The following is a 20,986-nucleotide window of genomic DNA, read 5'->3' as shown; positions in this document are numbered from 1 at the left end:
CCGGGCTATGGTTGTGAACGATGTCACGCCCTCAAGTCCCGGTCCCGTTCACGGCGATCGTCCCCGCTGCCGGCTTAGGAACTCGATTTCTGCCCGCGACCAAGACCGTTCCCAAGGAGCTGTTGCCCGTCGTCGACACCCCCGGCATCGAGCTGGTCGCCGCCGAGGCGGCCGACGCCGGCGCCGAACGTCTGGTGATCATCACCTCGGAAGGCAAGGACGGCGTCGTCGCCCACTTCGTCGAGGATCTGGTGCTGGAGGGGACCCTCGAGGCCCGCGGTAAGAAGGCCATGCTGGCCAAGGTTCGTCGTGCCCCGGCGCTGATCAAGGTCGAGTCCGTGGTGCAGGCCGAGCCGCTCGGGTTGGGGCATGCCATCAGTTGCGTGGAACCGACCCTGACCGCCGACGAAGACGCCGTCATGGTGCTGCTGCCCGACGACCTGGTACTGCCGACCGGGGTCTTGGAGACGATGTCGCAGGTGCGTGCGCAGTACGGCGGCACGGTGCTGTGCGCCATCGAGGTGTCGCCGGAAGAGATCAGCGCCTACGGCGTTTTCGACGTCGACCCGATACCCGAGGCCACCGACGTGTTGCGGGTCAAGGGCATGGTGGAAAAGCCCAAGACCGAACACGCGCCCTCGCTGTTCGCCGCCGCGGGCCGGTATGTGCTCGACCGCGCGATTTTCGACGCCCTGCGCCGCATCGACCGTGGGGCCGGCGGCGAAGTGCAGCTCACCGATGCCATTGCGCTTCTGATCGCCGAAGGCCACCCGGTACACGTGGTCGTGCACCGCGGATCCCGACACGACTTGGGAAATCCCGGCGGCTACCTCAAGGCTGCGGTTGACTTTGCTTTGGATCGTGACGACTACGGCCCGGAACTGCGGCGGTGGTTGGTGGCGCGATTGGGCCTGACCGAACAGTAGCCGGCAAGCCGGCGCGCGGGTTCAGGTCCGCACGGCAGGAAGGCGCGCACTGTGCGTTCTGTGGAAGAGCAACAGGCCCGGATATCGGCAGCCGCGGTGGCTCCGAGGCCGATCAGAGTTGCCATTGCCGAGGCGCAAGGACTGTTGTGCGCCGAAGAGGTCGTGACCGAGCGTCCGTTGCCCGGTTTCGACCAAGCCGCCATCGACGGGTACGCGGTGCGCAGCGTCGACGTGCTCGGTGTCGGTGATTCCGGACCGGTCGAGGCCGTCGGCGAGGACGGCAGCATCGAGGGTCGGGAAGTGGTGACCCTGCCGGTCATGGGCACCATCGAAGCCGGAGCGCGTACCCCCAGCCGGCTGCAACCACGCCAGGCTGCCCGGGTGCAGACCGGGGCGCCGCTGCCGACCCTGGCCGACGCGGTGTTGCCGCTGCGCTGGACCGACGGCGGGATGAACCGGGTACGGATTCTGCGTGGCGCGCCGTCGGGCGCCTATGTCCGTCGCACCGGCGACGACGTGCAGCCCGGCGACGTGGCGGTGCGGTCCGGGACGATCATCGGCGCTGCCCAGGTCGGCTTGCTGGCGGCCGTCGGTCGCGAACGGGTGCTGGTGCACCCGCGCCCGCGACTGTCGGTGATGGCCGTGGGCGGTGAACTCGTGGACATCTCGCGCAACCCGGGAAACGGGCAGGTCTACGACGTCAACTCCTACGCGCTGGCCGCCGCGGGCCGCGACGCCGGCGCCGAGGTGAATCGGGTCGGCATCGTCAGCAACAACCCCAAGGAACTCGGCGAGATCGTCGAAGGCCAGCTCAGTCGCGCCGAAGTGCTGGTGATCGCCGGCGGAGTGGGCGGCGCGGCGGCCGAGGCGGTGCGCTCGGTGCTGTCCGAGCTCGGTGACATGGAGGTCGTGCGGGTGGCCATGCATCCGGGCTCGGTCCAGGGGTTCGGGCAGCTCGGCCGCGACGGGGTGCCGACGTTTCTGCTGCCGGCCAATCCGGTCAGCGCGTTGGTGGTGTTCGAGGTGATGGTCCGCCCGCTGATCCGGCTGTCGCTGGGCAAGCGGCATCCGATGCGCCGGGTCGTACAGGCGCGCACGTTGTCGCCGATCACCTCGGTGGCCGGGCGCAAAGGTTATCTGCGCGGCCAACTAATGCGGGATCAGGAGAGCGGGGAGTATCTCGTCCAGGCCTTGGGCGGGGCGCCCGGCGCGTCGTCACACCTGTTGGCCACGCTTGCCGAGGCGAACTGTCTGGTGGTGGTTCCCAGCGGCGCCGAGCAGATCCGCACCGGGGAAATCGTCGACGTCGCCTTCCTGGCTCAGCACGGCTGAGCGTCGATCGGTCCCCGTGAACCTGCTGCGGTCCAGCTCCCGGCATCCTGGTTGGCCGATGAGTGTCGGTCCGCTGCGGGTGGCCGCTGGGGTGATCCGGTTACGAGCAGTGCGGATGCGCGACGGCGCGCAATGGAGCCGGATCCGGCTGGCCGACCGCGCGCAGCTCGAGCCGTGGGAACCCAGCGCCGACGGCGACTGGTCTATCCGGCACAACGTTGCGGCGTGGCCGACGGTGTGCTCGGGGCTGCGTGCCGAAGCGCGCAAGGGACGGATGCTGCCCTACGTCATCGAACTCGACGGGCAATTCTGCGGGCAGTTGACCATCGGCAACGTCACGCACGGGGCGTTGCGCTCGGCGTGGATCGGTTATTGGGTGTCCAGCGAATGCACCGGCGGCGGGGTGGCGACCGGGGCGGTGGCGCTGGGCGTCGACCACTGTTTCGGGCCGGTGATGTTGCATCGGGTAGAGGCGACCGTCCGTCCGGAAAACGGGGCGAGCCGCGCCGTGTTGGCCAAGGCCGGGTTCCGGGAAGAGGGGCTGCTGCGCCGTTATCTCGAGGTCGACCGCGCGTGGCGGGACCACATGTTGGTGGCGTTGACCGTCGAAGAGGTGTACGGATCGGTCGCATCGACGCTGGTCCGGGCCGGTCGCGCCAGCTGGGTCTAACGCCGAGCAGACGCAAAAGCACCTATTTCGTGCCGAAATCAGGGGCCTTTGCGTCTGTTCGCGAGCAATAGGTGCGCGCGATGGTGAGGCAACCGAAATAATTCTGTGGCTAACGTGACATATGTGGCGTGTGATGCTTGAAAGAGGCAAATTACAGGTGTGTAATTGCCCTGGTCACGACAGACCCGGCCGCGCAGGTCAACGAGTTGCCTCGCGGGGATCGGAACCGAAGAGAGCAGGTCAAGATGCCAAGCATCCCGCAGTCGTTGTTGTGGATCTCGCTTGTGGTGCTCTGGTTGTTCGTGCTGGTGCCGATGCTGATCAGCAAACGAGATGCGGTCCGCCGCACCAGCGACGTGGCCCTGGCGACCAGGGTGCTCAACGGCGGTGCCGGCGCGCGACTGCTCAGGCGTTCCGGGCCGGCCGCCGGTCACCGCAGCGACCCGGACTGGAAGCCCGAGGAAGAGTGGGAGACCGAGCCGATCGATGGCCCGTTCGCCGACGCCGACAAGGACCACGACCTGCCGGTACTCGAGGACGAAGACACCGACGTGGTGATGCGCCGTCGGTCCGTCGTCACGGCAATGGCCAGGGCGGACAAGGAGACCGGGGTTTCCGAGCCCGACTACCTGGACGTCGACGTGGTCGACGAGGATGCCGCCGCTCTGCCGGTGGGCGCCAGCGCAGCGGCGGCCGAGGGACCGGCGTTGCTCGCGGTCGACGGCACCGCGGACGATGAGGTCGAATCCGAGGACCACACCGAGGACACCGACGACGAACTCGCCGACGACGAGTACGAATATGTCGAGGACTCTTCGGGTTTGGAGCCCGAGGACGACGACATGGATGACGCACCGCCCGCCTACGCCGTGGGTGCGTCGCGCCGGCGTCGGTACGAGAACAAGACGGCCGCGGCCGTCAGCGCCCGCAAGTACGCCTTCCGCAAGAAGATGCTGGTGGCGATGGCGCTCGTGCTGATCGGCTCGGCCATCACCGCGTTCGAGGTGACCCCGGTGGCCTGGTGGCTGTGCGGTGCCGCCACCACGATCACGCTGAGTTACCTGTTCTATCTGCGCCGCCAGACCCGCATCGAGGAGCAGGTGCGCCGCCGCCGGATGCGCCGGATGGCGCGCGCACGCATGGGCGTGGAGAACACCGAAGACCGCGACTACGACCTGGTGCCGTCGCGGTTGCGGCGCCCGGGTGCGGTGGTCCTGGAGATCGACGACGAGGACCCCATCTTCGAACACCTGGAGTACGCCGTGTCCGCGCGCAACTACGGCTGGCCGCGGGATCTTCCGCGTGCCGTCGGCCAGTAGCCCGCGGTTCGGCTTGATGCTCTGGCGGCTGGTAGCCTGCTAGCGATCAGGGGCTATGGCGCAGTTGGTAGCGCGACTCGTTCGCATCGAGTAGGTCGGGAGTTCGAATCTCCCTAGCTCCACAGAGTTTGAGCAGCGGTTTCGTTTTTCGCGTCAGTTTGGGATTTGCGCCGGGGCCGCAGCGGGGCCGCAGGACTTCGCCGTCGCCTGTTGAATCGCAGCATCGAGGTTGACCGCACGGCGTCGAGGCCAAAGACCGGCGGTGAGCACAGCGGGCCAGCGCTGCGGGACGGGTTGCGGGCGGTTAGTCGATTCAGCGCCGAGCCGGCCGATCAGGTCATAAGGCTTCGCTGTAGTGCTGGGCGGCATGTCGCCGAACCGTTAGCCGTCCGGATTCAGGGATTCAGGTCGTCGCGCAGCTGCCCGAGCGGAATGGTTTCGCCCGCGCGCAGCAATACGCTCAGGTGGTCCTCGAGTCGCTCGATCGACACGTTGATCACGCGAGCCGGCACGCCGCGAGCCAACGCGTCCGCGACCGCAACGCGCAGCTGGCCGGCTGCCGCACTGATGGCCTGGACGTCGTACGCCCGAACCGTCGGGTCGTCAGGGTCCAATTGATCGAGCCAGCGTTCGGCCGCGTCGGTCTCGTCTGCGTCACTCACGCTGGCCAGTATCGCGGTCGCCTGCCGACCTGATCAAAGGCGCCAATAGAACGCCGACACATTCACAGTTGAGTGGCGGACGCGCCACGTGGGTTGTCAGTGCGCGTCGCTAAAGTTGCGCCATGCCTGGCCCGCGGCGTCGACCCAAGCCAAGGCGCCGCGTCGTTCGTCCGATTAATTTTGGGTACCCCGCCACCCCGACGCAGCCATACAGCCCGAGGGACTACCCAGAAAGTGAACTTCACCGCGACACCGTGGTGAGCGTGCTGGCACAACCTATCGACGGATGGTTATTCGAGTTGGTATACCGATTCGCGATCTGGAAGGGCTACAACATCGATTGGGCAATCGTGATCAACGCCCGTCGAGTCGAGGAGGGTCCAGAGGCGCAACGGCACCGGGTGCTACGCATCGACATATGCCACTCCGAGGTTCATCGTCATATCTTCAAGCAGAGCAGCGACCCTGCCGATGACCTGGGGATACGCGAGACGATCGTGTCGCTCTCTAGCGGCGACGGAGTTACAGTTAGTCAAGAGTGGGACCGCCAGTTGGCCCTGATAAGCCGTACTTGGCAACAGCGTGCGAGGGAGTGGATCGATGGTTGACCCGCACACCATCGCGACGTTTGCGTTCGCGCAAATGCGGCGTGACCCAGCCTTCGGGTCTAGATTTTCGTGGGTGCGCAACACGATTGTGTGCGTTGCATCCGACCTCATGAATGACGTGCTTAATGGCCAGATGGCGCACTATTTCGCTGAGACGGGCGGGACGATCGCGTGCTATTTTCCCGGCGACCAACGGTTCATGTTCGTCCAAGTCGGTCAGCCGGTATCACCCCCAGAGGGCGAAACGTCGCTACCGACTCCCGGTGTCAGACAGATGAGGGATAGTTACGAGAACCCGATGACAGTCGGGGAAGTCGTGAATGCGATCTATGAGCGCCAAAAGGGCGATTTCAGCCACTTGCCGGTCTGGAGCAAAGGCGCCGGATTTAAAGAACCGAGGGAGGGGCCTCTGTTCGGTGAAGCGTCAACGGTCGAGATTGAGAAGCAGCTCGCTCTCACCTAGTTGGTTGATAGGCAGCCCTCGCGGCAGCGCGTATTCGTCGTCGTCGACCGCGGTGTAGCGCTAGCGCTCGGTTGTGGCTGTCGAACTGTGGCCGAGCAGCACTTGGACGGAGCGTAGGTTGCGGCTGCCGCGGTAGGCGCGGTAGCGAAGCGATGGCACAGCTTGTGCATCGACCAGTCCCCTGAAAGTGCCGCGGAGACCAGGTCGCCGACGTGCTGCGGGGTCAGGTGCCCGCTCGGCGGGCCAGGCAGGAACAGCCAGCCGGACGCCGGCAGATACCGGGTGTGCCCGACAGCGCCTGCCCGCCTGCAGCGTTGCGGAAAGCGAGTTGCTGATCGGCACCACCCTGGTCTTGCCGCCCTTGCCGCGCACGACCAGCTGTGGCCCACCGACCCCTTCGACGACGTCGTCGGTCCGCACTTGAGCGACTCAGGCGCGTCGCAGCCCCGCCTCAGCCGCCAGCCGCATCATCGCCGTGAGAATAGGTCCCTGCGAGCACACAGGAAATGCGCAGGACGAAGGGCCTGATCGGCCCTCTGCGTTTAATGGATAATGAGACCGTCGTTCAGGACAGACGCGACGCCACTGGCCGTGTTCTGATACGGGGGCGCTCATGCCTGTGTTGCTTGATACCACCGACCTCGGCGAAGCTGAGGAGATTCTCAGTGCGAACTACACGAGACTGCACTTCGGAGCTGAGCCAGAGCGCATACCCGCACCTGGCTGAAACGCTCGCCGTTCGGTTCGATGGCTTTCGACGAGCTTCGCTACAACTACAGCTTCAGCTACGAAGGCGAACCGATGGATGGCTTCGTCTTGACCCGCGTTCGGTCAGGCACCTTCGTTCACCGGCCGCCTGGCGGCGACGTGGATGTGTGCTGCGCTGGGACGGCGACGGCCATCGCGTGGCGGGAAAGCACTCCGTTGAGGGGCGAGATTCAAAACGGCCACTTCGACACGGTCATCCTCGACAGGACCCTCCTGGATACCGTGGCTATGGCAGGACCGCGAGCGGGTAGCCCTGCGACGGTCCGACTCACCGGCTGCATGCCGGTATCGCCGATGGCCAACAAACAGATGACCGACACGATCGGCTACATCGTCGGGGATGTGGTGAATAATCCCGACGCCGCGCGAAGCCCGCTGCTAGTTGGCGCAGTGACGCACCTTCTCGCCGCGACCTTGCTGGCAACCTTCCCCAGCACCGCCCTGCTGGAACCCACGATCGAAGACCGCCGTGACACCACGCCCATCCTGCTGCGGCGCGCCATCGCCTTTATCGACGACAACGCCCACCTCGATATTTCCCTCAACGACATTGCACGCCACATCTATGTGACCCCACGTGCGTTGCAGGTGATGTTCCGCAAGCATCGCGACTGCACGCCAACGGAATACCTGCGGAGGGTGAGGCTGCACTACGCCCACCAAGACCTCGTAGTCGGCAACCACTTGAAGAACACGGTCACCCAGATCGCCACCCGCTGGGGCTTCCATCATGTCGGCCGGTTCTCGGTGTACTACCGCGAGCAATACGGCCAGAGCCCCCACCAAACTCTGCGCGGCTGAAGGTTCGGCGCCAGGGCAGAGCGCGGTGACGCGGACCCGGCGTTGGGTCACACCAGTGCGACGTGTCGTTTGAGGAAGTCGATCTGGTCGGTGACGATCCCGTCGAAGTGCGGGTCCAGGTACGGCTCGAAGTGCGCGCAGTCATAGGAGCGCACTTCACCGCGGGGGATGCGGGCCACGATCTTCTTGGCTTTGGCGTAGGGAGTGACGTCGTCACGTCTGGCTAGCTGCACCAGGGTCGGCGCGGTGATGTTTGCGACCTTGCGTCCCGGTGAGTAGAACGGGATCCGCAACACGATGCGGGCGGCGACGTCGTTCTCGGCGAGTAGTTCCTCGCGTTTGTCCCCGGCCATCCGTTCGACGAGCTCGGCGGCCCCCGCGGAGGTCATCATCGCGACGTCCCCTGGGTAGCCAATCGCTGCTGTTCGGTAGGGCGGTCGCCCGAGCCATGCGCCGACTTGATCGCGCAGGCCCGCGAGGATCAACCGCGCTACCAGTTTCGGGGATTGGGAAAAGGTCGAGGCTGGGCCGCTGACGTGGGGGACTTGGACGATGGCGGCCGCGAGATCGTGGTCGTGCGCAGCCAAGTTGAGAACGTGGCCACCGCCGAAGGAGGAACCCCATCCCACCACCCGGGCGGTGTCGACGTTGTCGAGGTTTCGGGCGTAGGCGATCGCGGCCCGCCAGTCGGCGTGCTGCTTCGCGATGTCCAGGATGCGGCGGGGTTGTCCTTCGCTGGCACCCCAGTGCCGGTAGTCGAACACCAGGGCGGCATAACCCGCCTGGGCGAATCGCGCGGCGTAGGCGTCCAGACGCAATTCGCGGAAGGCGGCAAACCCGTGGGCCAGTACGACGATGGGCGGATTCTCCACGCCTTCGGGTCGGTACAGCCACGCCGCGCAAGGCGTGCCTTCGGACATAAAGGTCACGTCGTGCCGGACGTAGCTAAGTGGTTGGTCCATGGTCCTGGCCTCCGTCGGGTATCTTGAATGCCGTTCAACAAAAACTAACAAGTTCTTGAATGGCGTTCAACATAGTGTGATCCAGTCGATGTAGAGGGAACGATGGCACGCAACAAACGCCCGCAGGCCGCCGACGAGAAGCGAGCAGAAATTGTCGCGGCAGCACGACGGCTGTTCATCGACGCTGGTTACGACGCCACCCCGATGAGTCGCCTGGCCAAGGAAGCCGGGGTGGCACCCAACACCATCTACTGGTACTTCGGGGATAAGGACGACGTGCTGATCGCTGTGCTCGACTCCGTCATGGCCGACATCTGGCCGCAGTACCAACAGGTGGCGACCGAACCGATCCCCGCTCGAGTGCTGTGGGTGGTTCGCCAGTTACGACAGATGAGCCGCCTGGTGACGACGGTGCACGCTCGCGTCGAACATTCGGCCTCCATCGCGGAGTGGCATCACAACTTCCATCTGATCACCGGGAGCATGTTCCGTCACGAATTGGAAACTGCGGGAGTCTCGACGTCGACTGTGGAAGCCGAGGTGATGATCGGCATCTTCACCGTCGAAGGACTCCTGATGCACGACCTGGATGAGACCGAGCAGCGCACCATTTGCGACACCCTGGCTTCACGCTGGACTATGACCCAGCCGCACCCTTCCTGAGCAGGGGAAGTTGAGCTCGTCGCCGATCAAGTACACCAACAAGCTTCGGTTCCGGCGGACCGTGACCGGGGCGGCATGCGTCATCCACCCTGGCGCTGGATGGCATGGCTTCGTATGGTGGGTAATGATTCAGTCGGCTCAGCAAGATGCCGTGGCAAACGTCTCCTGCCCGAAAGCCGGCGCTATGTTCAAACTTCTGCTCGACACCACTGACCTCGGCGAGGCCGAGGCCGTGCTGAGCGCCAATTACTCGAAGACACGAATCGACAAGATCACCAACGGCGATGAGCCATCGGTGCGCATCCGGCGGGCTCACGTCGGGTCGATCGGTGTCGAGGCCGTCGACTATGGCTGCGCCATCCGGTATCACATGGACCCGCCCGGCAAGATCCTGCTTTGCCGGGTGGTCTCGGGCGGGATGGAACACCTGTCGCCCGATCGTCCGGGGTCTTCGGTCAACCGCGGTGAGGTCGCGGCGGTGGGTGCGATCGAGGGGTTTTGCTACGCCGGACGGTTCGAACGCGGTCACTATGAGCAGCTCGTCATCGAACCGGGCCTGCTGACTAAGTTCGTGGGCGACCCCGGCAGCGCCGGTCCCGTACGCCTGACGGGAACGATGCCGATATCACCGCAGGCCAACAGGCACTTGTTCGAGACCATCGGTTACGTCGGCCGGGTCGCGGCCAGTCGCTACGCCTACGAAAGCCCTTTCATAATCTCCGGACTGGAGCGACTAGTCGCAAGGACGCTGCTGGCGACGCTGCCGCACACCGCGCGGCTGGAACCGACCACCGAAGACCGCAACGACAGCACCCCGTTGTTGCTTCGTCGCGCGATCGCCTACATCGACGACAACGCGCACACCGACCTGTCCCTGACCGATATCGCCGAAGCGGTGTACGTGACGCCGCGGGCGTTGCAGTACATGTTCCGCAAGCACCAGCAGTGCACTCCGATGGAGTACTTACGCCGGGTCCGTCTGCATCACGCTCATCTCGAGCTGGTGGCTGGGTACCGTCCCGGTTGCACGGTGGCGCACGTCGCGCGGCGTTGGGGATTCGGACACCTCGGACGGTTCTCCGTCTATTACCGGCAGAACTACGGCAAGAGCCCGCACGTCACGTTGCGCGAATGATTCAACTGATCGAGAACAGCTCCGGCACAATCGGTTTGGTGACATACGTGCGGGTACCCGAGGACACGGCCAGCACGATCCGGTGATTTTCGGCCCCGTTGTGGCTGTCGCCGGCGGCGGCGAAGTGGTGCGCATGCTGCAGTTCGGTGAGGAAGACGGCGCTGCCGTCCGGCGGGATGTCGTGGGGAACGTCGTCCCCGGCGATCGGTTTCTCGATCGGCACCAGTGACGTGCCGTCGGGTTCGGAGCGGATCGCCCAACCGCTCACGTGCAACGGGGCCCGTCCGGCGTTGACCACTTTGACCCCGATGATGAGCGGAACGTCCTCGACCAGCTCGGCGGCGTTGCGCAGGAATTCCCGGACGTCGCTGCTGGCGTCGTTGGTGACCAGCCCGTCGGGCGTCAGCCTGCCGATGACCGGCGTGAGTTTCGGACGCGGTCCTTGCCGCCGGACAGCGACCAGCTGCCAACCCAGCGATGCCACCGCGAGCACGGTGCCGATCAGCCCGAGCACGAAACCCGCGACACTCATTGGACGCCCCCAGCTTTGGCCATGAGGACCACGCTACTGGTCCTCGGCCGCGGCGGTCCCAGGCTCACTCGGGCTTGGCGGCGGTGACGAACTGCAGCACCCGTTGCGTCTGCTGCTCGACATCCACCAGGCCTGCCGACGCGAACAGGTCGACGAACGCCTGCCCGTCGAACATCGTCAGCCCGATCACGCGTGCTGTGGTGTGCAAGGCGAAGCTGATCGGCTGCGGCTGGCCGCCGTAGCTGGTCAGGATGGCGATCCGCCCGCCCGGCTGCAGCACCCGCACCATCTCGCGGGCCACCCGGAAGGGGTCGGGGATCAGATACAGCGCACCGAAACAGCAGACGGCGTCGAAGGTTTCGTCGTCGAACGGAAGCTCACGGGCGTCGCCGCGGACGAAGCAGGTGCGGGGGCCGCTGTTGTCCTGCACAGCGCGACTCAGCATCGGCTCGGAGATGTCGAAGCCGACCGCGAGGCTGCCGGTGGTCATTTGAGCCGCCAGCGGCGCGGTGAAGTTGCCTGGGCCGCAAGCGACATCGAGCAATCGCTTCGCTCCGCGCAAATGCAGAGAGGTCGCCGCGCGACGCTGCTCGGCGCCGGTGGTGACGCCGCTGGCGAGATAGAAGGACGTCGGTCGCCACAGCCGTTCGTAGACGGTGGCGACCAGCGGGCTGTTCATGGCCAGTTGCGCGAACGTCGGTACCGGCGCCGACGTCGACTCGCCCAACACGTCGAGGTAGCCCTGACGCAGCGCGGCGGGCTTGTTGAGCAGGCTCCGCGTCAGCTCGAGCCGATCCTGGTTTTCGATCATCGTCGGTCACGCCTCCCTCGACCAGGCTAGTGCCCGTCCTTGCCGCGATAGCAGCCTGGCACCTAACGTGAGCCGTAGCCTGGTCGCAGCAGACCGCGGAGGGATGGCCGATTTGACCGGCGTGGGGGCGCACGAACTCGCGGGAATGGACATCTTCCGGGGATGCCCCATCGAGGATTTGCTGCCGTTGGCGTCCCACCTCGCCCCGCTGCGCGCTCCGGCCGGTCAGGTGCTGATGCGCCAGGGGGAGCATGCGGTGTCGTTCCTGCTGATCGCGTCCGGCAGCGCCGAGGTCATGCACGTCGGCGACGACGACGCGGTGATCGCCGAGTTGGCGGTTCCCGGCATGCTGGTCGGCGAAATCGCTTTGCTGCGCGACATTCCGCGCACGGCCACGATCACGACGCTGGAACCGCTGACCGGGTGGATCGGCGGCAAGGACGCGCTGACCGAGATGGTGCAGATCCCCGGGATCACCGACCGGCTGGTCCGCACCGTGCGTCAGCGCCTCGCCGCGTTCATCACCCCGATTCCGGTTCGGCTCCGAGACGGCTCTGAGCTGATGCTGCGACCGGTCCTGCCCGGCGACAGCGAACGCACCGTGCACGGGCACGTCCATTTCTCCAGCGAGACCATCTATCGGCGGTTCATGTCGGCGCGGGTGCCGAGCCTGGCGATGATGCAGTACCTGGCCGAGGTCGATTACGTCGACCACTTCGTGTGGGTCATGGTCGACGGCAGCGACCCGGTGGCCGACGCCCGTTTCGTGCGCGACGAGCAGGATCCGACGGTCGCCGAGATCGCGTTCACCGTTGCCGACGCGTATCAGGGACGCGGGATCGGAACCTTTCTGCTCGACGCGCTGTCCGTGGCCGCCCGCGTGGACGGCGTCGAAAGGTTTTCTGCGCGAATGCTTTCCGACAATGTGCCGATGCGCCGCATCATGGACCGCACCGGCGCGATCTGGCAGCGCGAGGATGTCGGAGTCATCACCACGATGATCGACGTGCCCCACAAACTCAGCCTGGACCGCAAGATGACGGAGCGGATCAAGCAGGTCGCCCGCCAGGTCATCGATGTGGTCAGCTGAGTCAGAACGCCATTCGCCGCGGGGTGAACCTGGCAGTGACGTTGCCGATCAGCGACTGGTCGTAAGGGTCGACCGCGCACGTCGGCGCGCCTTCGCTGAAGTCGAGATCGTCGAGCTCGATCCAGATCACATTCGGACTGGTGGTGAGTTCGAAGAAGTAATACCGGTGGGTGAGATCGGTGACGGTGCGGTATTCGGTGTTGTAGATCCCGAATTCGCCGTAGGGCGCTCCGAACGGCACCGAGACGTTGCGCATGATCGCCATCACGCCGGCGACCCCCTGGCGGGTGGTTTCGGGCTCGGGCAGCAGCGCCAGGTAGTAGGCGGCCCGCTGGAAGCGGTCGACGGGATTGACGTTGCCGGGTAACGGCATGTCCCGGCTGGGGTGGGAGAAGTCTTGGTGCGACAGCAGTTTGAGTTGTTCGTCGTAGGCCGGATCGTTGGTCATCAGGGTGTATTGGCGGCCGTGGTGCACGACCATGCGGCCGTGGTCGAACTCGATGATCGCTGAATCCCCCGAGGCGTCCTCGAGGGCCAGGTGCAGCGTCGCCTCGCGCCCGCGGGCGCCGACCATCACCAACTGGATCTCATCCATCAAGTCCAGCGCCTCGGCGACGGTGGCCGCCTCGTCGAGCAGATATTGCGTCCACAGGCCGGTGTGCAGCCCCGGTTTCGCCGGGTCGCGCGGGCCCACATCGGTGGATTTCAAGTACAGCGCATGCGCGGCCAGGCCACGCTCGTTGACGCCGTCGACGGTGCCGATACCGTAGACGGTCGTCACCAGGCTGCCGTACCGGCTCGTCCAGCGTTTCGCGTTCTCGGCGACGACGGTCTGACCGGCCAGCGAGCCGCCGTCGCGTCGGATTCCGCGCGGAAACGCGACGATCAACGGCTCGGTGGACTCCGGCCAGTCCATGCTGCGACCGGCCAGCACCGGGTGACCGTCGGTATTCCACAGGACTCGCGTGCACACGATCGCCAAACTACCCGACCGCCGTGATATCAACGTTCATGCGGCCGTTGTGGATTGGCCTCGCGCTGGTCACACTCACAGCTGCCTGCGGTCGATCCCAGCCGCCGGCGCCGCCGTCGTCCTCGTCGTCGCCGACAGTGCGCACCGCTGCGGTCAACCCGGCCAACATCAGGCGGGTGGCCCGCGAGCTGCCAGCCGGCTACGAGGTGTCCCAGGTTCCGCGCGCACCGTCGCCCGCGGCGATCTGGGGACTCGGCGGCGACACCACGGCCAATCCACCGGAGTGCAGGACGCTGGCCGACCCCGCGGCCGGATCCGACCCGGCCGCCCAGGGCGTGTCCGGGTCGGGTTCGGGCGGCATCGTGGACGCTGTCGTCGTGGCGTTGCCGGCGGACCGAGTGTCGTTGGACCGCAACGTCGTAACGAGTTGCGCGCGCTGGGATCTGAGCTCGGGCCGCACGATTGTCAGTGTCGGACTCCTCGACGCGCCGCACATCGACGAGGCGCAAACCGTCGGCATGGTCGCAGACATCCGCGCGGCGGTCGAATCCGGCAGCGAAATCGATTCGCGGGCATACACATTCGGTGCGTACCTGGGGGAATTCTATGTATTCACCACGCTGACCAACGACCCGGGTTCGATGCTGGCGCCGCTGCCGGCTCAGTACGCGGCCGATCTGTTGGTCAAAACCGTGTCGGCGTTGCGCGGTTGAGCGAACCGGGTTGGGTAGATTGGCCACGGTGTTCAAGGTCGTGCTCGCCCTCGGTCCGGTGTGCGTGCTCATGGGCTGCTCCTCGGGCGCGGATTCCTCGCAGCCGGCCACGGGCGACATCGCCAAGATCACCGGGGTCAAATCCAGCTTCGGGCCAGAATTCAAGGTCACCGAGGTGGCCCCCCGCGCCATCGACCCCCAGTTCTTCGCCGGCCGCAAGCTGCCCGAGGGGCTGACTTTCGACCCGCCGAGCTGCGCCAAAGCTGCCGTCGGGCCGGACATGCCGCCAGGGTTGCAGGGCAACATGGCGGCGATTTCGGCCGAAGGCAACGGGAACCGGTTCGTGGCGATGGCAGTGGAGACCTCCAAGGAACTGCCGGTCAACGATCCCGGCAAGGACTGCGCGAAAGTCGGTTTTTCCGGTGCGCAACTGCGCGGCGCCATCGAGGTGATCGACGCCCCGCACATCGACGGGGTGCACACCCAGGCCGTGCACCGGGTGCTGCAACAGCTGGTCGACGGCGGCGCCCGAACCGGCGAACTGTATGACTACGCCGCCCAGTTCGGCGATTACCAGGTGATCGTGATCGCCAATCCGCTGGTGGTACCCGGGCAGCCGCTGGCCAAGGTCGACACCGAGCGCGCTCGTGACTTGCTGGTGAAAGCGGTTGCCGCCGTTCGCGGTTAACGCACGTTGCGCGGGCGGAACTGGATGCTCACCCGAGGACCCGCCGACGCCGACGTCTTGGGAACCGCATGCTCCCAGGTGCGTTGGCACGATCCGCCCATCACCAGCAGATCGCCGTGCGCCAGCGGCAATCGCAGCGACGGCCCGCCGCCGCGCCGCCGCATCGCGAACGTACGGGTCGCGCCCAGGCTGACGATCGCCACCATGGTGTCCTCGGAGCTGCTGCGACCGATGGTGTCGCCGTGCCAGGCCACGCTGTCGTTGCCGTCGCGGTAACAGCACAACCCGACGCTGGTGAACGGCTCGCCCAGTTCGCCGCCGTAGATGTCGTTGAGGCGCCGCCGTAGTCGCGCCAGCTCGGGGTGCGGCGGGTCTTCGACGGTCAGGTCGTGGAAGCTGACCAGCCGCGGCACGTCGACCACCCGGTCGTACATCTGGCGGCGCTCGGCCCGCCACGGCACGCAGGTCAGCAGTTCCCCGAGCAGCTCGTCGCTGCCGCGCAGCCAGTTCGCCCGGACGTCGACGAAAGCGCCGTCGCCGAGGTCTCTGCGCTCGTTGTACTCGAATAGCGAGCCCTGAACCGCGATCGCCACGCTGACGAGTTTATCGCACATCAGTTCGATGACGCGCCGGGCGGGCGGGGCGCGGCTACCGTTTGAGGCGTGGGCGTCACATGGGGGACCGACTCGGAGGTCGGTACGCTGCGGGTCGCGATCCTGCACCGCCCTGGCGACGAACTGCGTCGACTCAACCCGCGCAACAACGACCAGTTGCTCTTCGACGGGCTGCCGTGGGTGTCGCGGGCGCAGGACGAACACGATCAGTTCGCCGAGTTGCTGCGGTCGCGCGGCGTGCAGGTGCTGCTGTTGTCCGAACTGCTGACCGAGGCGCTGCAGCACAGCGGCGCCGCCCGGATGCAGGGTGTCGCCGCGGCCGTCGATACGCGCCGGCTCGGAAGTCCTCTGGCACAGTCACTTTCGGCGCACCTGCGCAGCCTGGCACCCGCGGCGCTGGCTCAGGTGCTGATCGCCGGCATGACCTTCGACGAGCTGCCGCCCGACACCCGTCCCGAGGTATCGTTGGTGCTGCGCATGCACCACGGCACCGATTTCGTGATCGACCCGCTGCCCAACCTGGTGTTCACCCGAGACTCGTCGATCTGGATCGGGCCGAAGGTGGTGATCCCGTCGCTGGCGCTGCGGGCGCGGGTCCGCGAGGCGTCGCTGACCGACATCATCTATGCCCACCACCCGAGGTTCACCGGGGTGCGGCGCGCCTACGAATCGCGCACCGCCCCGGTCGAGGGCGGCGACGTGTTGCTGCTCGCCCCGGGCGTGATAGCGGTGGGGGTTGGGGAGCGGACCACCCCCGCCGGTGCGGAAGCGTTGGCGCGCAGCCTTTTCGACGACGACCTCGCGCACACCGTGCTGGCGGTGCCGATCGTCCAGAAGCGCGCGCAGATGCACCTGGATACGGTGTGCACGATGGTCGACGTCGACACGGCGGTGATGTACGCCAACGTCGTCGACACGCTTTCGGCCTTCACCATCACGCGCCGGCCGCACGGTGTGACGATCGGCGACGCGGCGCCGTTCGTCCAGGCGGCGGCCGAGGCGATGGAGATCGACAAGTTGCGCGTCGTCGACACCGGAGGCGATCCCGACGTCGCCGAACGCGAGCAGTGGGACGACGGCAATAACACCCTGGCGTTGGCGCCCGGCGTCGTGGTGGCCTACGAACGCAACGTGGTCACCAACGCAGGCCTGCAGGACGCCGGCGTCGAGGTGCTCACCATCGCCGGCTCGGAGTTGGGGACGGGCCGCGGCGGACCTCGATGCATGTCGTGTCCGGCCGCGCGGGACCCGCTCTGACCGGGCTCTCTGACGGGGCCCGTCACTATAGCGTGACGCTCGGCGTCGAATGCCACGCTGGCGTGACGCTCGGCGTCAAAGGCCCAGAACGCTAGCGCCAGCTGGGCAGCCAGATCTGCATGTCCCAGGTCTGCTGGGAAATCGGTAGACCGGTCAGGATCGGGAACAGCCAGGCGAAGTTGGTCACCACCAACGCCACGTAGCAGGACACCAGGATCAGCCCCAGCGTGCGGCGCTCCTTGTGCTGGCCGGGTTGGTGCAGGATGTCGCCGAGAATCAGCGCGATGCCCATCACCAGGAAAGGGCCCATCGTCGCCGCGTAGAAGAAATACATCTGCCGGTCGATCTCGGCGAACCACGGCAGCCACCCGGCGCAGTAGCCCACCCACACCACGGCGTAGCGCCAGTCCCGGCGTGCGAACATCCGCCACGAGGCATACACCAGGACCGGCACCGCCAGCCACCACAGTGCCGGGGTGCCGACCAACATCACCGCTTTGACGCAGGACTGGGCACCGCAGCCGGGCACGTTGTTCTGGTCGATGGCATAGAGGACCGGCCGCAACGACATCGGCCAGCTCCACGGTTTGGACTCCCACGGGTGGTAGTTGCCCGCCGAGTTCGTCAGTGTCGAATGGAAGTGGAACGCCTTGGTCGTGTACCACCACAAGGAGCGGATGGCGTCGGGCAGCGGCACGACGCTGTGCGGACCGATCGTCTGGCCGACCTGGTGGCGGTCGATTCCCGTCTCGGACGCGAACCACGCCGCGTAGCTGGCCAGATACACGGCGAACGGGATGGCCAACAGCGCGTATGTGGTGGAGACGACGTCGCGGCGCACGGTCCCCAGCCACGGTCGCGGCACCTGGTACTGACGCCGGGCGGCGACGTCGAAGGCCAACGACATGACACCGAAGAACGCGACGAAGTACAGGCCGGACCACTTTGTGCCGCAAGCCAAGCCGAGCAAAACCCCGGCGCCGAACCGCCACCAACGCACCCCGAGCCGCGGACCCCACACCGTCTGGGCGCAACGTCCTTCGACGAACGCGACGTGCATCCGTTGCCGAACCTGATCGCGGTCGACGATCAGCGCACCGAACGCCGCCACCACGAAGAACGTCAGGATGCCGTCCAGCAGGGCGGTCCGCGCCGTGACAAAGCTGACGCCGTCGCAGATCAGCAGGATCCCGGCGATCGCGCCCACTAACGTCGAGCGGCTGATCCGGCGCACGATCCGGGTCACCAGCACCACCAGGATCACTCCCAGCAACGCGCCGGTGAACCGCCAACCGATCCCGCTGTAGCCGAACAGCGCCTCGCCGATCGCGATCAGCTGCTTGCCGACGGGCGGGTGCACCACCAGGCCGAACCCTGGATTGTCTTCTACGCCATGGTTGTTGAGCACTTGCCAGGCCTGCGGCGCGTAGTGCTTCTCATCGAAGATGGGGGTGCCGGCATCGGTCGGCGAGCCCAGGTTGAGAAATCGGGTGAACGCGGCGAGGACGGCGATCACCCCGGTGGTGAGCCAGCCGCGAGACCGATCCAGCGGGCCGAAGTCGGCGACCGGAATCGGTGGCGCCGGACTGGTGAGGGGTGCCGCACGGTCCTCGACGGGGTCCTCCTGCAGGGCGGAGGTTTCTCGGGGCGGGGCGGTCATCACGTCGATCGTAGGCTGTCGGGCATGACCTCTGGGCGACTGTTGCTAGGCGCCACCCCGTTGGGCCAGCCATCGGATGCCTCGCCACGCCTGATCGAAGCCTTGGCCGACGCCGACGTGGTGGCCGCCGAGGACACCCGCCGCGTGCGCAATCTCGCCAAGGCGCTCGATGTCCAGATCGGCGGCCGGGTGCTGAGCCTGTTCGACCGGGTGGAGGCCACCCGGGTGGGCGCCCTGGTCGAAGCCGTCAGCTCCGGAGCCACCGTGCTGGTGGTCAGTGACGCCGGCATGCCGATCATCAGCGACCCCGGCTACCGGTTGACCGCGGCCTGCATCGAAGCCGGACTGCCCGTGCAGTGCCTGCCGGGGCCGTCGGCGGTGACCACCGCGCTGGTCGTCTCCGGGCTGCCGGCCGAGAAGTTCTGCTTCGAAGGTTTCGCGCCGCGCAAGGGTTCGGCGCGCCGCAGCTGGTTGGCCTCGCTGGCCGACGAGCGGCGCACCTGTGTGTTCTTCGAGTCGCCGCGCCGGTTGGCTGCCTGCCTGCGCGACGCGGTCGAGCAACTCGGCGGGGCCCGTCAGGCCGCGGTCTGCCGCGAGCTGACCAAGGTGCACGAGGAGGTGGTGCGCGGATCGCTGGAGGAGTTGGCGGCCTGGACGTCAGGCGGCGTGCTGGGCGAGATCACCGTCGTGCTGGCCGGGGCGACCCCGCGCGCCGACCTGTCCGCTCTGATGACCGAATTGGTCACCGAGGTGGAGAACCTGGTCGAGGGCGGCATCCGGATCAAGGACGCGTGCAGCCACGTGGCCGCCGGCTATCCGGAGGTGCGGCCGCGCCAACTCTACGAAGCGGTACTGCAGTCCCGCCGCGACGAGGCCGACGACGAGGTGTAGTCCGGCGCGGTCAGATGCAGGGCCCGAACGGCACGCACAACGGCGGGTGCGGCGGCGGACCGGGCAGGGCAGGCAGCGGCGGCAACGCGGGTAGCGGTGGCAGCGCGGGCAGGGGCGGCAGGCCGGTCGGTATACCGGCCGCGGCCGCCATCGCCGGCAGCGCCGCAGCCAGCACGGCGGGATCCACGTTGGGCAGGCCCGGCACGCCCGCGGCGAGGGCCGGCAGGGCGGCCGCCAGCATCGCCGGGTCCACACCGGGCAGGGCGCCGCCGGCCAGGGCGGGCAGCACCTGGGCCAGCATCGCCGGGTTCAGCGCCGGCAGGGCCGAGGCCAGCGCGGGCAGCGCGGCTGCCAGCATCGCCGGGTCGACGCCGGGGATCGCGGGCAGGCCGGGGATGCCGGCCGTCAGCGCGGGCAGCGCGGCGGCGAGGACGCCCGGGTTCACGCCGGAAAGAGCCGGCAGGCCCGGGATTCCGCCGGCGGAGGCCAGCGCGAGCAGGTCGGTCGGCGACACGGCCGGCAGCCCGGGCAGGGCGTTGGCCGCGAGCGACATCAGGCTCGCCGGCGACACGCCGGGAATCTCGGGCAGGCTCAGGTTGGGCAGACCGCCCGCTCCGGCCAGCCCGATCAAGCCCGCCGGAGAAATGCCCGGCAGCCCGGGCAGGCTCAGGTTGGGCAGGCCCGGAAGACCCAGGGCCGGCAGCGCCGCGGCGGGCAGGGCGGCCGCGGCCGACGGCAACAGCATGTTGGTGACCGAGTTGACCGCGTTCTGCGCCACCGGAAGCAGGCCCGAGGATTGCAGGGTGTTGTAGGCGAGTACGACGTAGGTGACCGCCAGCGCGCCGGTGGTGACGACGCTGGCGACCGTGTTTCCGACGCCCAGTACGCCGTTGACGACGGCGGACGCGGCGTTCACCCCGTAGGGGACGCCGGCCAGACCGGCCATGCCGCCGGCGTATCCGTACAGGTCGGGGATGCCGGGGACGCCGACACCCGGGATGGGGCCGATGCCGGGCAGGCCGTCGTCGTAGCCCGGTGGCAACGCGGCAGCCGGAGGCAGGGGTGAATTGGCGGCGCTGGATGCGTCGGGCAGCAGGCTGGGGCCGCCGCTGCCGCCGTTCGGGTTGCTGTAGGCGGCAGGTTCCGGGCCGGCGGGGCGCGGCGCAGCTGCCGGTGCCGGGTTCTGCGGCGGGTCGATCACCGACGGCGACACCCTCGGCGCCACCGCGCCGGACGGGTTGCCGGTCTCGGGCATCAGGACCGAGGCGAGCTTGTCGCACTGCTTGCCGGCGGTGCATGTTCCGCCTGAGAGCACCTTGCTCTGGTTCGAGACGGTCAACGGCGCAACCGCCAGCGCGCCACCCAACACGGCGGCAGCCGCAGCGCCAACGATGGCAACTCTCATGACAGACCTTTCGCACCCGCTCGCGTTCTGATGCGCACAACGA

General features: G+C 67.1%; 22 protein-coding genes and 1 tRNA gene. 15 read left to right on the top strand and 8 right to left on the bottom strand.

What is annotated here, in order from left to right; genetic code table 11:
• Positions 1 to 20: 20 nt before the first annotated feature.
• The 5 genes from AC5Y46_RS22710 (at position 21) to AC5Y46_RS22690 (ending at position 4,369) form a co-directional block, all read left to right on the top strand.
• The gene (locus AC5Y46_RS22710; protein WP_499946568.1) at positions 21 to 926 is read left to right on the top strand and encodes a UTP--glucose-1-phosphate uridylyltransferase; all 906 of its coding nucleotides are present in this window, start codon (positions 21 to 23) and stop codon (positions 924 to 926) included.
• A 51-nt stretch (positions 927 to 977) separates the two neighbouring features.
• A complete protein-coding gene (gene glp / locus AC5Y46_RS22705) occupies positions 978 to 2,258 on the top strand; it encodes a molybdotransferase-like divisome protein Glp (RefSeq protein WP_499946567.1) in 1,281 nt (426 codons plus the stop codon).
• A gap of 16 nt (positions 2,259 to 2,274) precedes the next feature.
• Positions 2,275 to 2,928, top strand: a complete 654-nt coding sequence (locus AC5Y46_RS22700) for a GNAT family N-acetyltransferase (RefSeq protein ID WP_499946566.1) — start codon at positions 2,275 to 2,277, stop codon at positions 2,926 to 2,928.
• A gap of 245 nt (positions 2,929 to 3,173) precedes the next feature.
• On the top strand, positions 3,174 to 4,247 hold the full coding sequence (gene sepX, locus AC5Y46_RS22695; protein WP_499946565.1) for a divisome protein SepX/GlpR: 1,074 nt from the start codon (positions 3,174 to 3,176) through the stop codon (positions 4,245 to 4,247).
• Positions 4,248 to 4,296: 49 nt separating this feature from the next.
• Positions 4,297 to 4,369: transfer RNA gene (locus AC5Y46_RS22690), tRNA-Ala, on the top strand.
• A 273-nt stretch (positions 4,370 to 4,642) separates the two neighbouring features.
• On the opposite strand, the gene AC5Y46_RS22685 is transcribed toward AC5Y46_RS22690, so the two are convergent.
• On the bottom strand, positions 4,643 to 4,909 hold the full coding sequence (locus tag AC5Y46_RS22685) for a hypothetical protein (protein WP_499946564.1): 267 nt from the start codon (positions 4,907 to 4,909) through the stop codon (positions 4,643 to 4,645).
• A gap of 263 nt (positions 4,910 to 5,172) precedes the next feature.
• Here AC5Y46_RS22685 and AC5Y46_RS22680 point away from each other — a divergent pair, with 263 nt between their 5' ends.
• The 3 genes from AC5Y46_RS22680 (at position 5,173) to AC5Y46_RS22670 (ending at position 7,549) form a co-directional block, all read left to right on the top strand.
• On the top strand, positions 5,173 to 5,517 hold the full coding sequence (locus AC5Y46_RS22680) for a hypothetical protein (protein WP_499993184.1): 345 nt from the start codon (positions 5,173 to 5,175) through the stop codon (positions 5,515 to 5,517).
• Positions 5,510 to 5,980 carry a hypothetical protein gene (locus AC5Y46_RS22675; protein ID WP_499946562.1) on the top strand — a complete coding sequence of 157 codons (471 nt, stop codon included), beginning with the start codon at positions 5,510 to 5,512 and terminating at the stop codon, positions 5,978 to 5,980. The genes AC5Y46_RS22680 and AC5Y46_RS22675 overlap by 8 nt, the downstream gene beginning before the upstream one ends.
• A gap of 747 nt (positions 5,981 to 6,727) precedes the next feature.
• On the top strand, positions 6,728 to 7,549 hold the full coding sequence (locus AC5Y46_RS22670; protein ID WP_499945977.1) for a helix-turn-helix transcriptional regulator: 822 nt from the start codon (positions 6,728 to 6,730) through the stop codon (positions 7,547 to 7,549).
• Positions 7,550 to 7,596: 47 nt separating this feature from the next.
• On the opposite strand, the gene AC5Y46_RS22665 is transcribed toward AC5Y46_RS22670, so the two are convergent.
• Positions 7,597 to 8,511, bottom strand: a complete 915-nt coding sequence (locus AC5Y46_RS22665) for an alpha/beta hydrolase (RefSeq protein WP_499945978.1) — start codon at positions 8,509 to 8,511, stop codon at positions 7,597 to 7,599.
• A 102-nt stretch (positions 8,512 to 8,613) separates the two neighbouring features.
• Between AC5Y46_RS22665 and AC5Y46_RS22660 the strand changes: the two genes are divergently transcribed.
• Both AC5Y46_RS22660 and AC5Y46_RS22655 read left to right on the top strand, forming a co-directional pair.
• The gene (locus AC5Y46_RS22660) at positions 8,614 to 9,174 is read left to right on the top strand and encodes a TetR/AcrR family transcriptional regulator (protein WP_499945979.1); all 561 of its coding nucleotides are present in this window, start codon (positions 8,614 to 8,616) and stop codon (positions 9,172 to 9,174) included.
• Positions 9,175 to 9,358: 184 nt separating this feature from the next.
• Complete coding sequence (locus AC5Y46_RS22655) at positions 9,359 to 10,309, top strand: helix-turn-helix transcriptional regulator (RefSeq protein WP_499945980.1); 951 nt, start codon at positions 9,359 to 9,361, stop codon at positions 10,307 to 10,309.
• Between the two features lies 1 nt (position 10,310).
• Here the strand turns inward: AC5Y46_RS22655 and AC5Y46_RS22650 are convergent, their stop codons facing one another.
• Both AC5Y46_RS22650 and AC5Y46_RS22645 read right to left on the bottom strand, forming a co-directional pair.
• Positions 10,311 to 10,841 (bottom strand): hypothetical protein, encoded by a 531-nt coding sequence (locus tag AC5Y46_RS22650; RefSeq protein ID WP_499945981.1) that lies wholly within the window; start codon positions 10,839 to 10,841, stop codon positions 10,311 to 10,313.
• A 64-nt stretch (positions 10,842 to 10,905) separates the two neighbouring features.
• Positions 10,906 to 11,652 (bottom strand): class I SAM-dependent methyltransferase, encoded by a 747-nt coding sequence (locus AC5Y46_RS22645; RefSeq protein ID WP_499945982.1) that lies wholly within the window; start codon positions 11,650 to 11,652, stop codon positions 10,906 to 10,908.
• 103 nt (positions 11,653 to 11,755) lie between these two features.
• Here AC5Y46_RS22645 and pat point away from each other — a divergent pair, with 103 nt between their 5' ends.
• On the top strand, positions 11,756 to 12,742 hold the full coding sequence (gene pat / locus AC5Y46_RS22640) for an acetyltransferase Pat (protein WP_499945983.1): 987 nt from the start codon (positions 11,756 to 11,758) through the stop codon (positions 12,740 to 12,742).
• A 1-nt stretch (position 12,743) separates the two neighbouring features.
• On the opposite strand, the gene AC5Y46_RS22635 is transcribed toward pat, so the two are convergent.
• On the bottom strand, positions 12,744 to 13,715 hold the full coding sequence (locus AC5Y46_RS22635) for a linear amide C-N hydrolase (protein WP_499993179.1): 972 nt from the start codon (positions 13,713 to 13,715) through the stop codon (positions 12,744 to 12,746).
• Between the two features lie 38 nt (positions 13,716 to 13,753).
• Between AC5Y46_RS22635 and AC5Y46_RS22630 the strand changes: the two genes are divergently transcribed.
• Both AC5Y46_RS22630 and AC5Y46_RS22625 read left to right on the top strand, forming a co-directional pair.
• The gene (locus AC5Y46_RS22630; protein ID WP_499993207.1) at positions 13,754 to 14,428 is read left to right on the top strand and encodes a DUF5642 family protein; all 675 of its coding nucleotides are present in this window, start codon (positions 13,754 to 13,756) and stop codon (positions 14,426 to 14,428) included.
• 28 nt (positions 14,429 to 14,456) lie between these two features.
• Entirely contained in the window at positions 14,457 to 15,116 is a 660-nt protein-coding gene (locus tag AC5Y46_RS22625) for a DUF5642 family protein (RefSeq protein ID WP_499993177.1), read from the top strand.
• On the opposite strand, the gene AC5Y46_RS22620 is transcribed toward AC5Y46_RS22625, so the two are convergent.
• Entirely contained in the window at positions 15,113 to 15,709 is a 597-nt protein-coding gene (locus AC5Y46_RS22620) for an alpha-ketoglutarate-dependent dioxygenase AlkB family protein (protein WP_499945986.1), read from the bottom strand. The genes AC5Y46_RS22625 and AC5Y46_RS22620 overlap by 4 nt on opposite strands.
• Before the next feature lie 69 nt (positions 15,710 to 15,778).
• Between AC5Y46_RS22620 and arcA the strand changes: the two genes are divergently transcribed.
• Complete coding sequence (arcA, locus tag AC5Y46_RS22615) at positions 15,779 to 16,987, top strand: arginine deiminase (protein WP_499993174.1); 1,209 nt, start codon at positions 15,779 to 15,781, stop codon at positions 16,985 to 16,987.
• Positions 16,988 to 17,078: 91 nt separating this feature from the next.
• Here arcA and AC5Y46_RS22610 read toward each other — a convergent pair whose 3' ends face one another.
• Complete coding sequence (locus tag AC5Y46_RS22610; RefSeq protein ID WP_499993172.1) at positions 17,079 to 18,647, bottom strand: dolichyl-phosphate-mannose--protein mannosyltransferase; 1,569 nt, start codon at positions 18,645 to 18,647, stop codon at positions 17,079 to 17,081.
• Positions 18,648 to 18,671: 24 nt separating this feature from the next.
• Here AC5Y46_RS22610 and rsmI point away from each other — a divergent pair, with 24 nt between their 5' ends.
• On the top strand, positions 18,672 to 19,538 hold the full coding sequence (gene rsmI, locus AC5Y46_RS22605; protein WP_499993170.1) for a 16S rRNA (cytidine(1402)-2'-O)-methyltransferase: 867 nt from the start codon (positions 18,672 to 18,674) through the stop codon (positions 19,536 to 19,538).
• Positions 19,539 to 19,548: 10 nt separating this feature from the next.
• Here rsmI and AC5Y46_RS22600 read toward each other — a convergent pair whose 3' ends face one another.
• Positions 19,549 to 20,943 carry a hypothetical protein gene (locus AC5Y46_RS22600; protein ID WP_499993168.1) on the bottom strand — a complete coding sequence of 465 codons (1,395 nt, stop codon included), beginning with the start codon at positions 20,941 to 20,943 and terminating at the stop codon, positions 19,549 to 19,551.
• Positions 20,944 to 20,986 lie beyond the last annotated feature (43 nt).

It is taken from the genome of Mycobacterium sp. NGS59 (assembly GCF_059812345.1).
The sequence above is the reverse complement of the archived record's forward strand: the minus strand, read 5'-3'. Positions and strand labels throughout refer to the sequence as shown.

Excerpts from the sequence above, each read along its gene's own strand:
- AC5Y46_RS22610 (WP_499993172.1), bottom strand. The coding sequence starts at position 18,647 with ATGACCGCCCCGCCCCGAGAAACCTCCGCCCTGCAGGAGGACCCCGTC.
- AC5Y46_RS22710 (WP_499946568.1), top strand. The coding sequence starts at position 21 with ATGTCACGCCCTCAAGTCCCGGTCCCGTTCACGGCGATCGTCCCCGCT.
- AC5Y46_RS22665 (WP_499945978.1), bottom strand. The coding sequence starts at position 8,511 with ATGGACCAACCACTTAGCTACGTCCGGCACGACGTGACCTTTATGTCC.
- AC5Y46_RS22630 (WP_499993207.1), top strand. The coding sequence starts at position 13,754 with ATGCGGCCGTTGTGGATTGGCCTCGCGCTGGTCACACTCACAGCTGCC.
- AC5Y46_RS22670 (WP_499945977.1), top strand. The coding sequence starts at position 6,728 with ATGGCTTTCGACGAGCTTCGCTACAACTACAGCTTCAGCTACGAAGGC.
- AC5Y46_RS22675 (WP_499946562.1), top strand. The coding sequence starts at position 5,510 with ATGGTTGACCCGCACACCATCGCGACGTTTGCGTTCGCGCAAATGCGG.
- AC5Y46_RS22660 (WP_499945979.1), top strand. The coding sequence starts at position 8,614 with ATGGCACGCAACAAACGCCCGCAGGCCGCCGACGAGAAGCGAGCAGAA.
- sepX (WP_499946565.1), top strand. The coding sequence starts at position 3,174 with ATGCCAAGCATCCCGCAGTCGTTGTTGTGGATCTCGCTTGTGGTGCTC.
- AC5Y46_RS22600 (WP_499993168.1), bottom strand. The coding sequence starts at position 20,943 with ATGAGAGTTGCCATCGTTGGCGCTGCGGCTGCCGCCGTGTTGGGTGGC.
- rsmI (WP_499993170.1), top strand. The coding sequence starts at position 18,672 with ATGACCTCTGGGCGACTGTTGCTAGGCGCCACCCCGTTGGGCCAGCCA.
- pat (WP_499945983.1), top strand. The coding sequence starts at position 11,756 with ATGGCCGATTTGACCGGCGTGGGGGCGCACGAACTCGCGGGAATGGAC.
- AC5Y46_RS22650 (WP_499945981.1), bottom strand. The coding sequence starts at position 10,841 with ATGAGTGTCGCGGGTTTCGTGCTCGGGCTGATCGGCACCGTGCTCGCG.
- AC5Y46_RS22655 (WP_499945980.1), top strand. The coding sequence starts at position 9,359 with ATGTTCAAACTTCTGCTCGACACCACTGACCTCGGCGAGGCCGAGGCC.
- AC5Y46_RS22645 (WP_499945982.1), bottom strand. The coding sequence starts at position 11,652 with ATGATCGAAAACCAGGATCGGCTCGAGCTGACGCGGAGCCTGCTCAAC.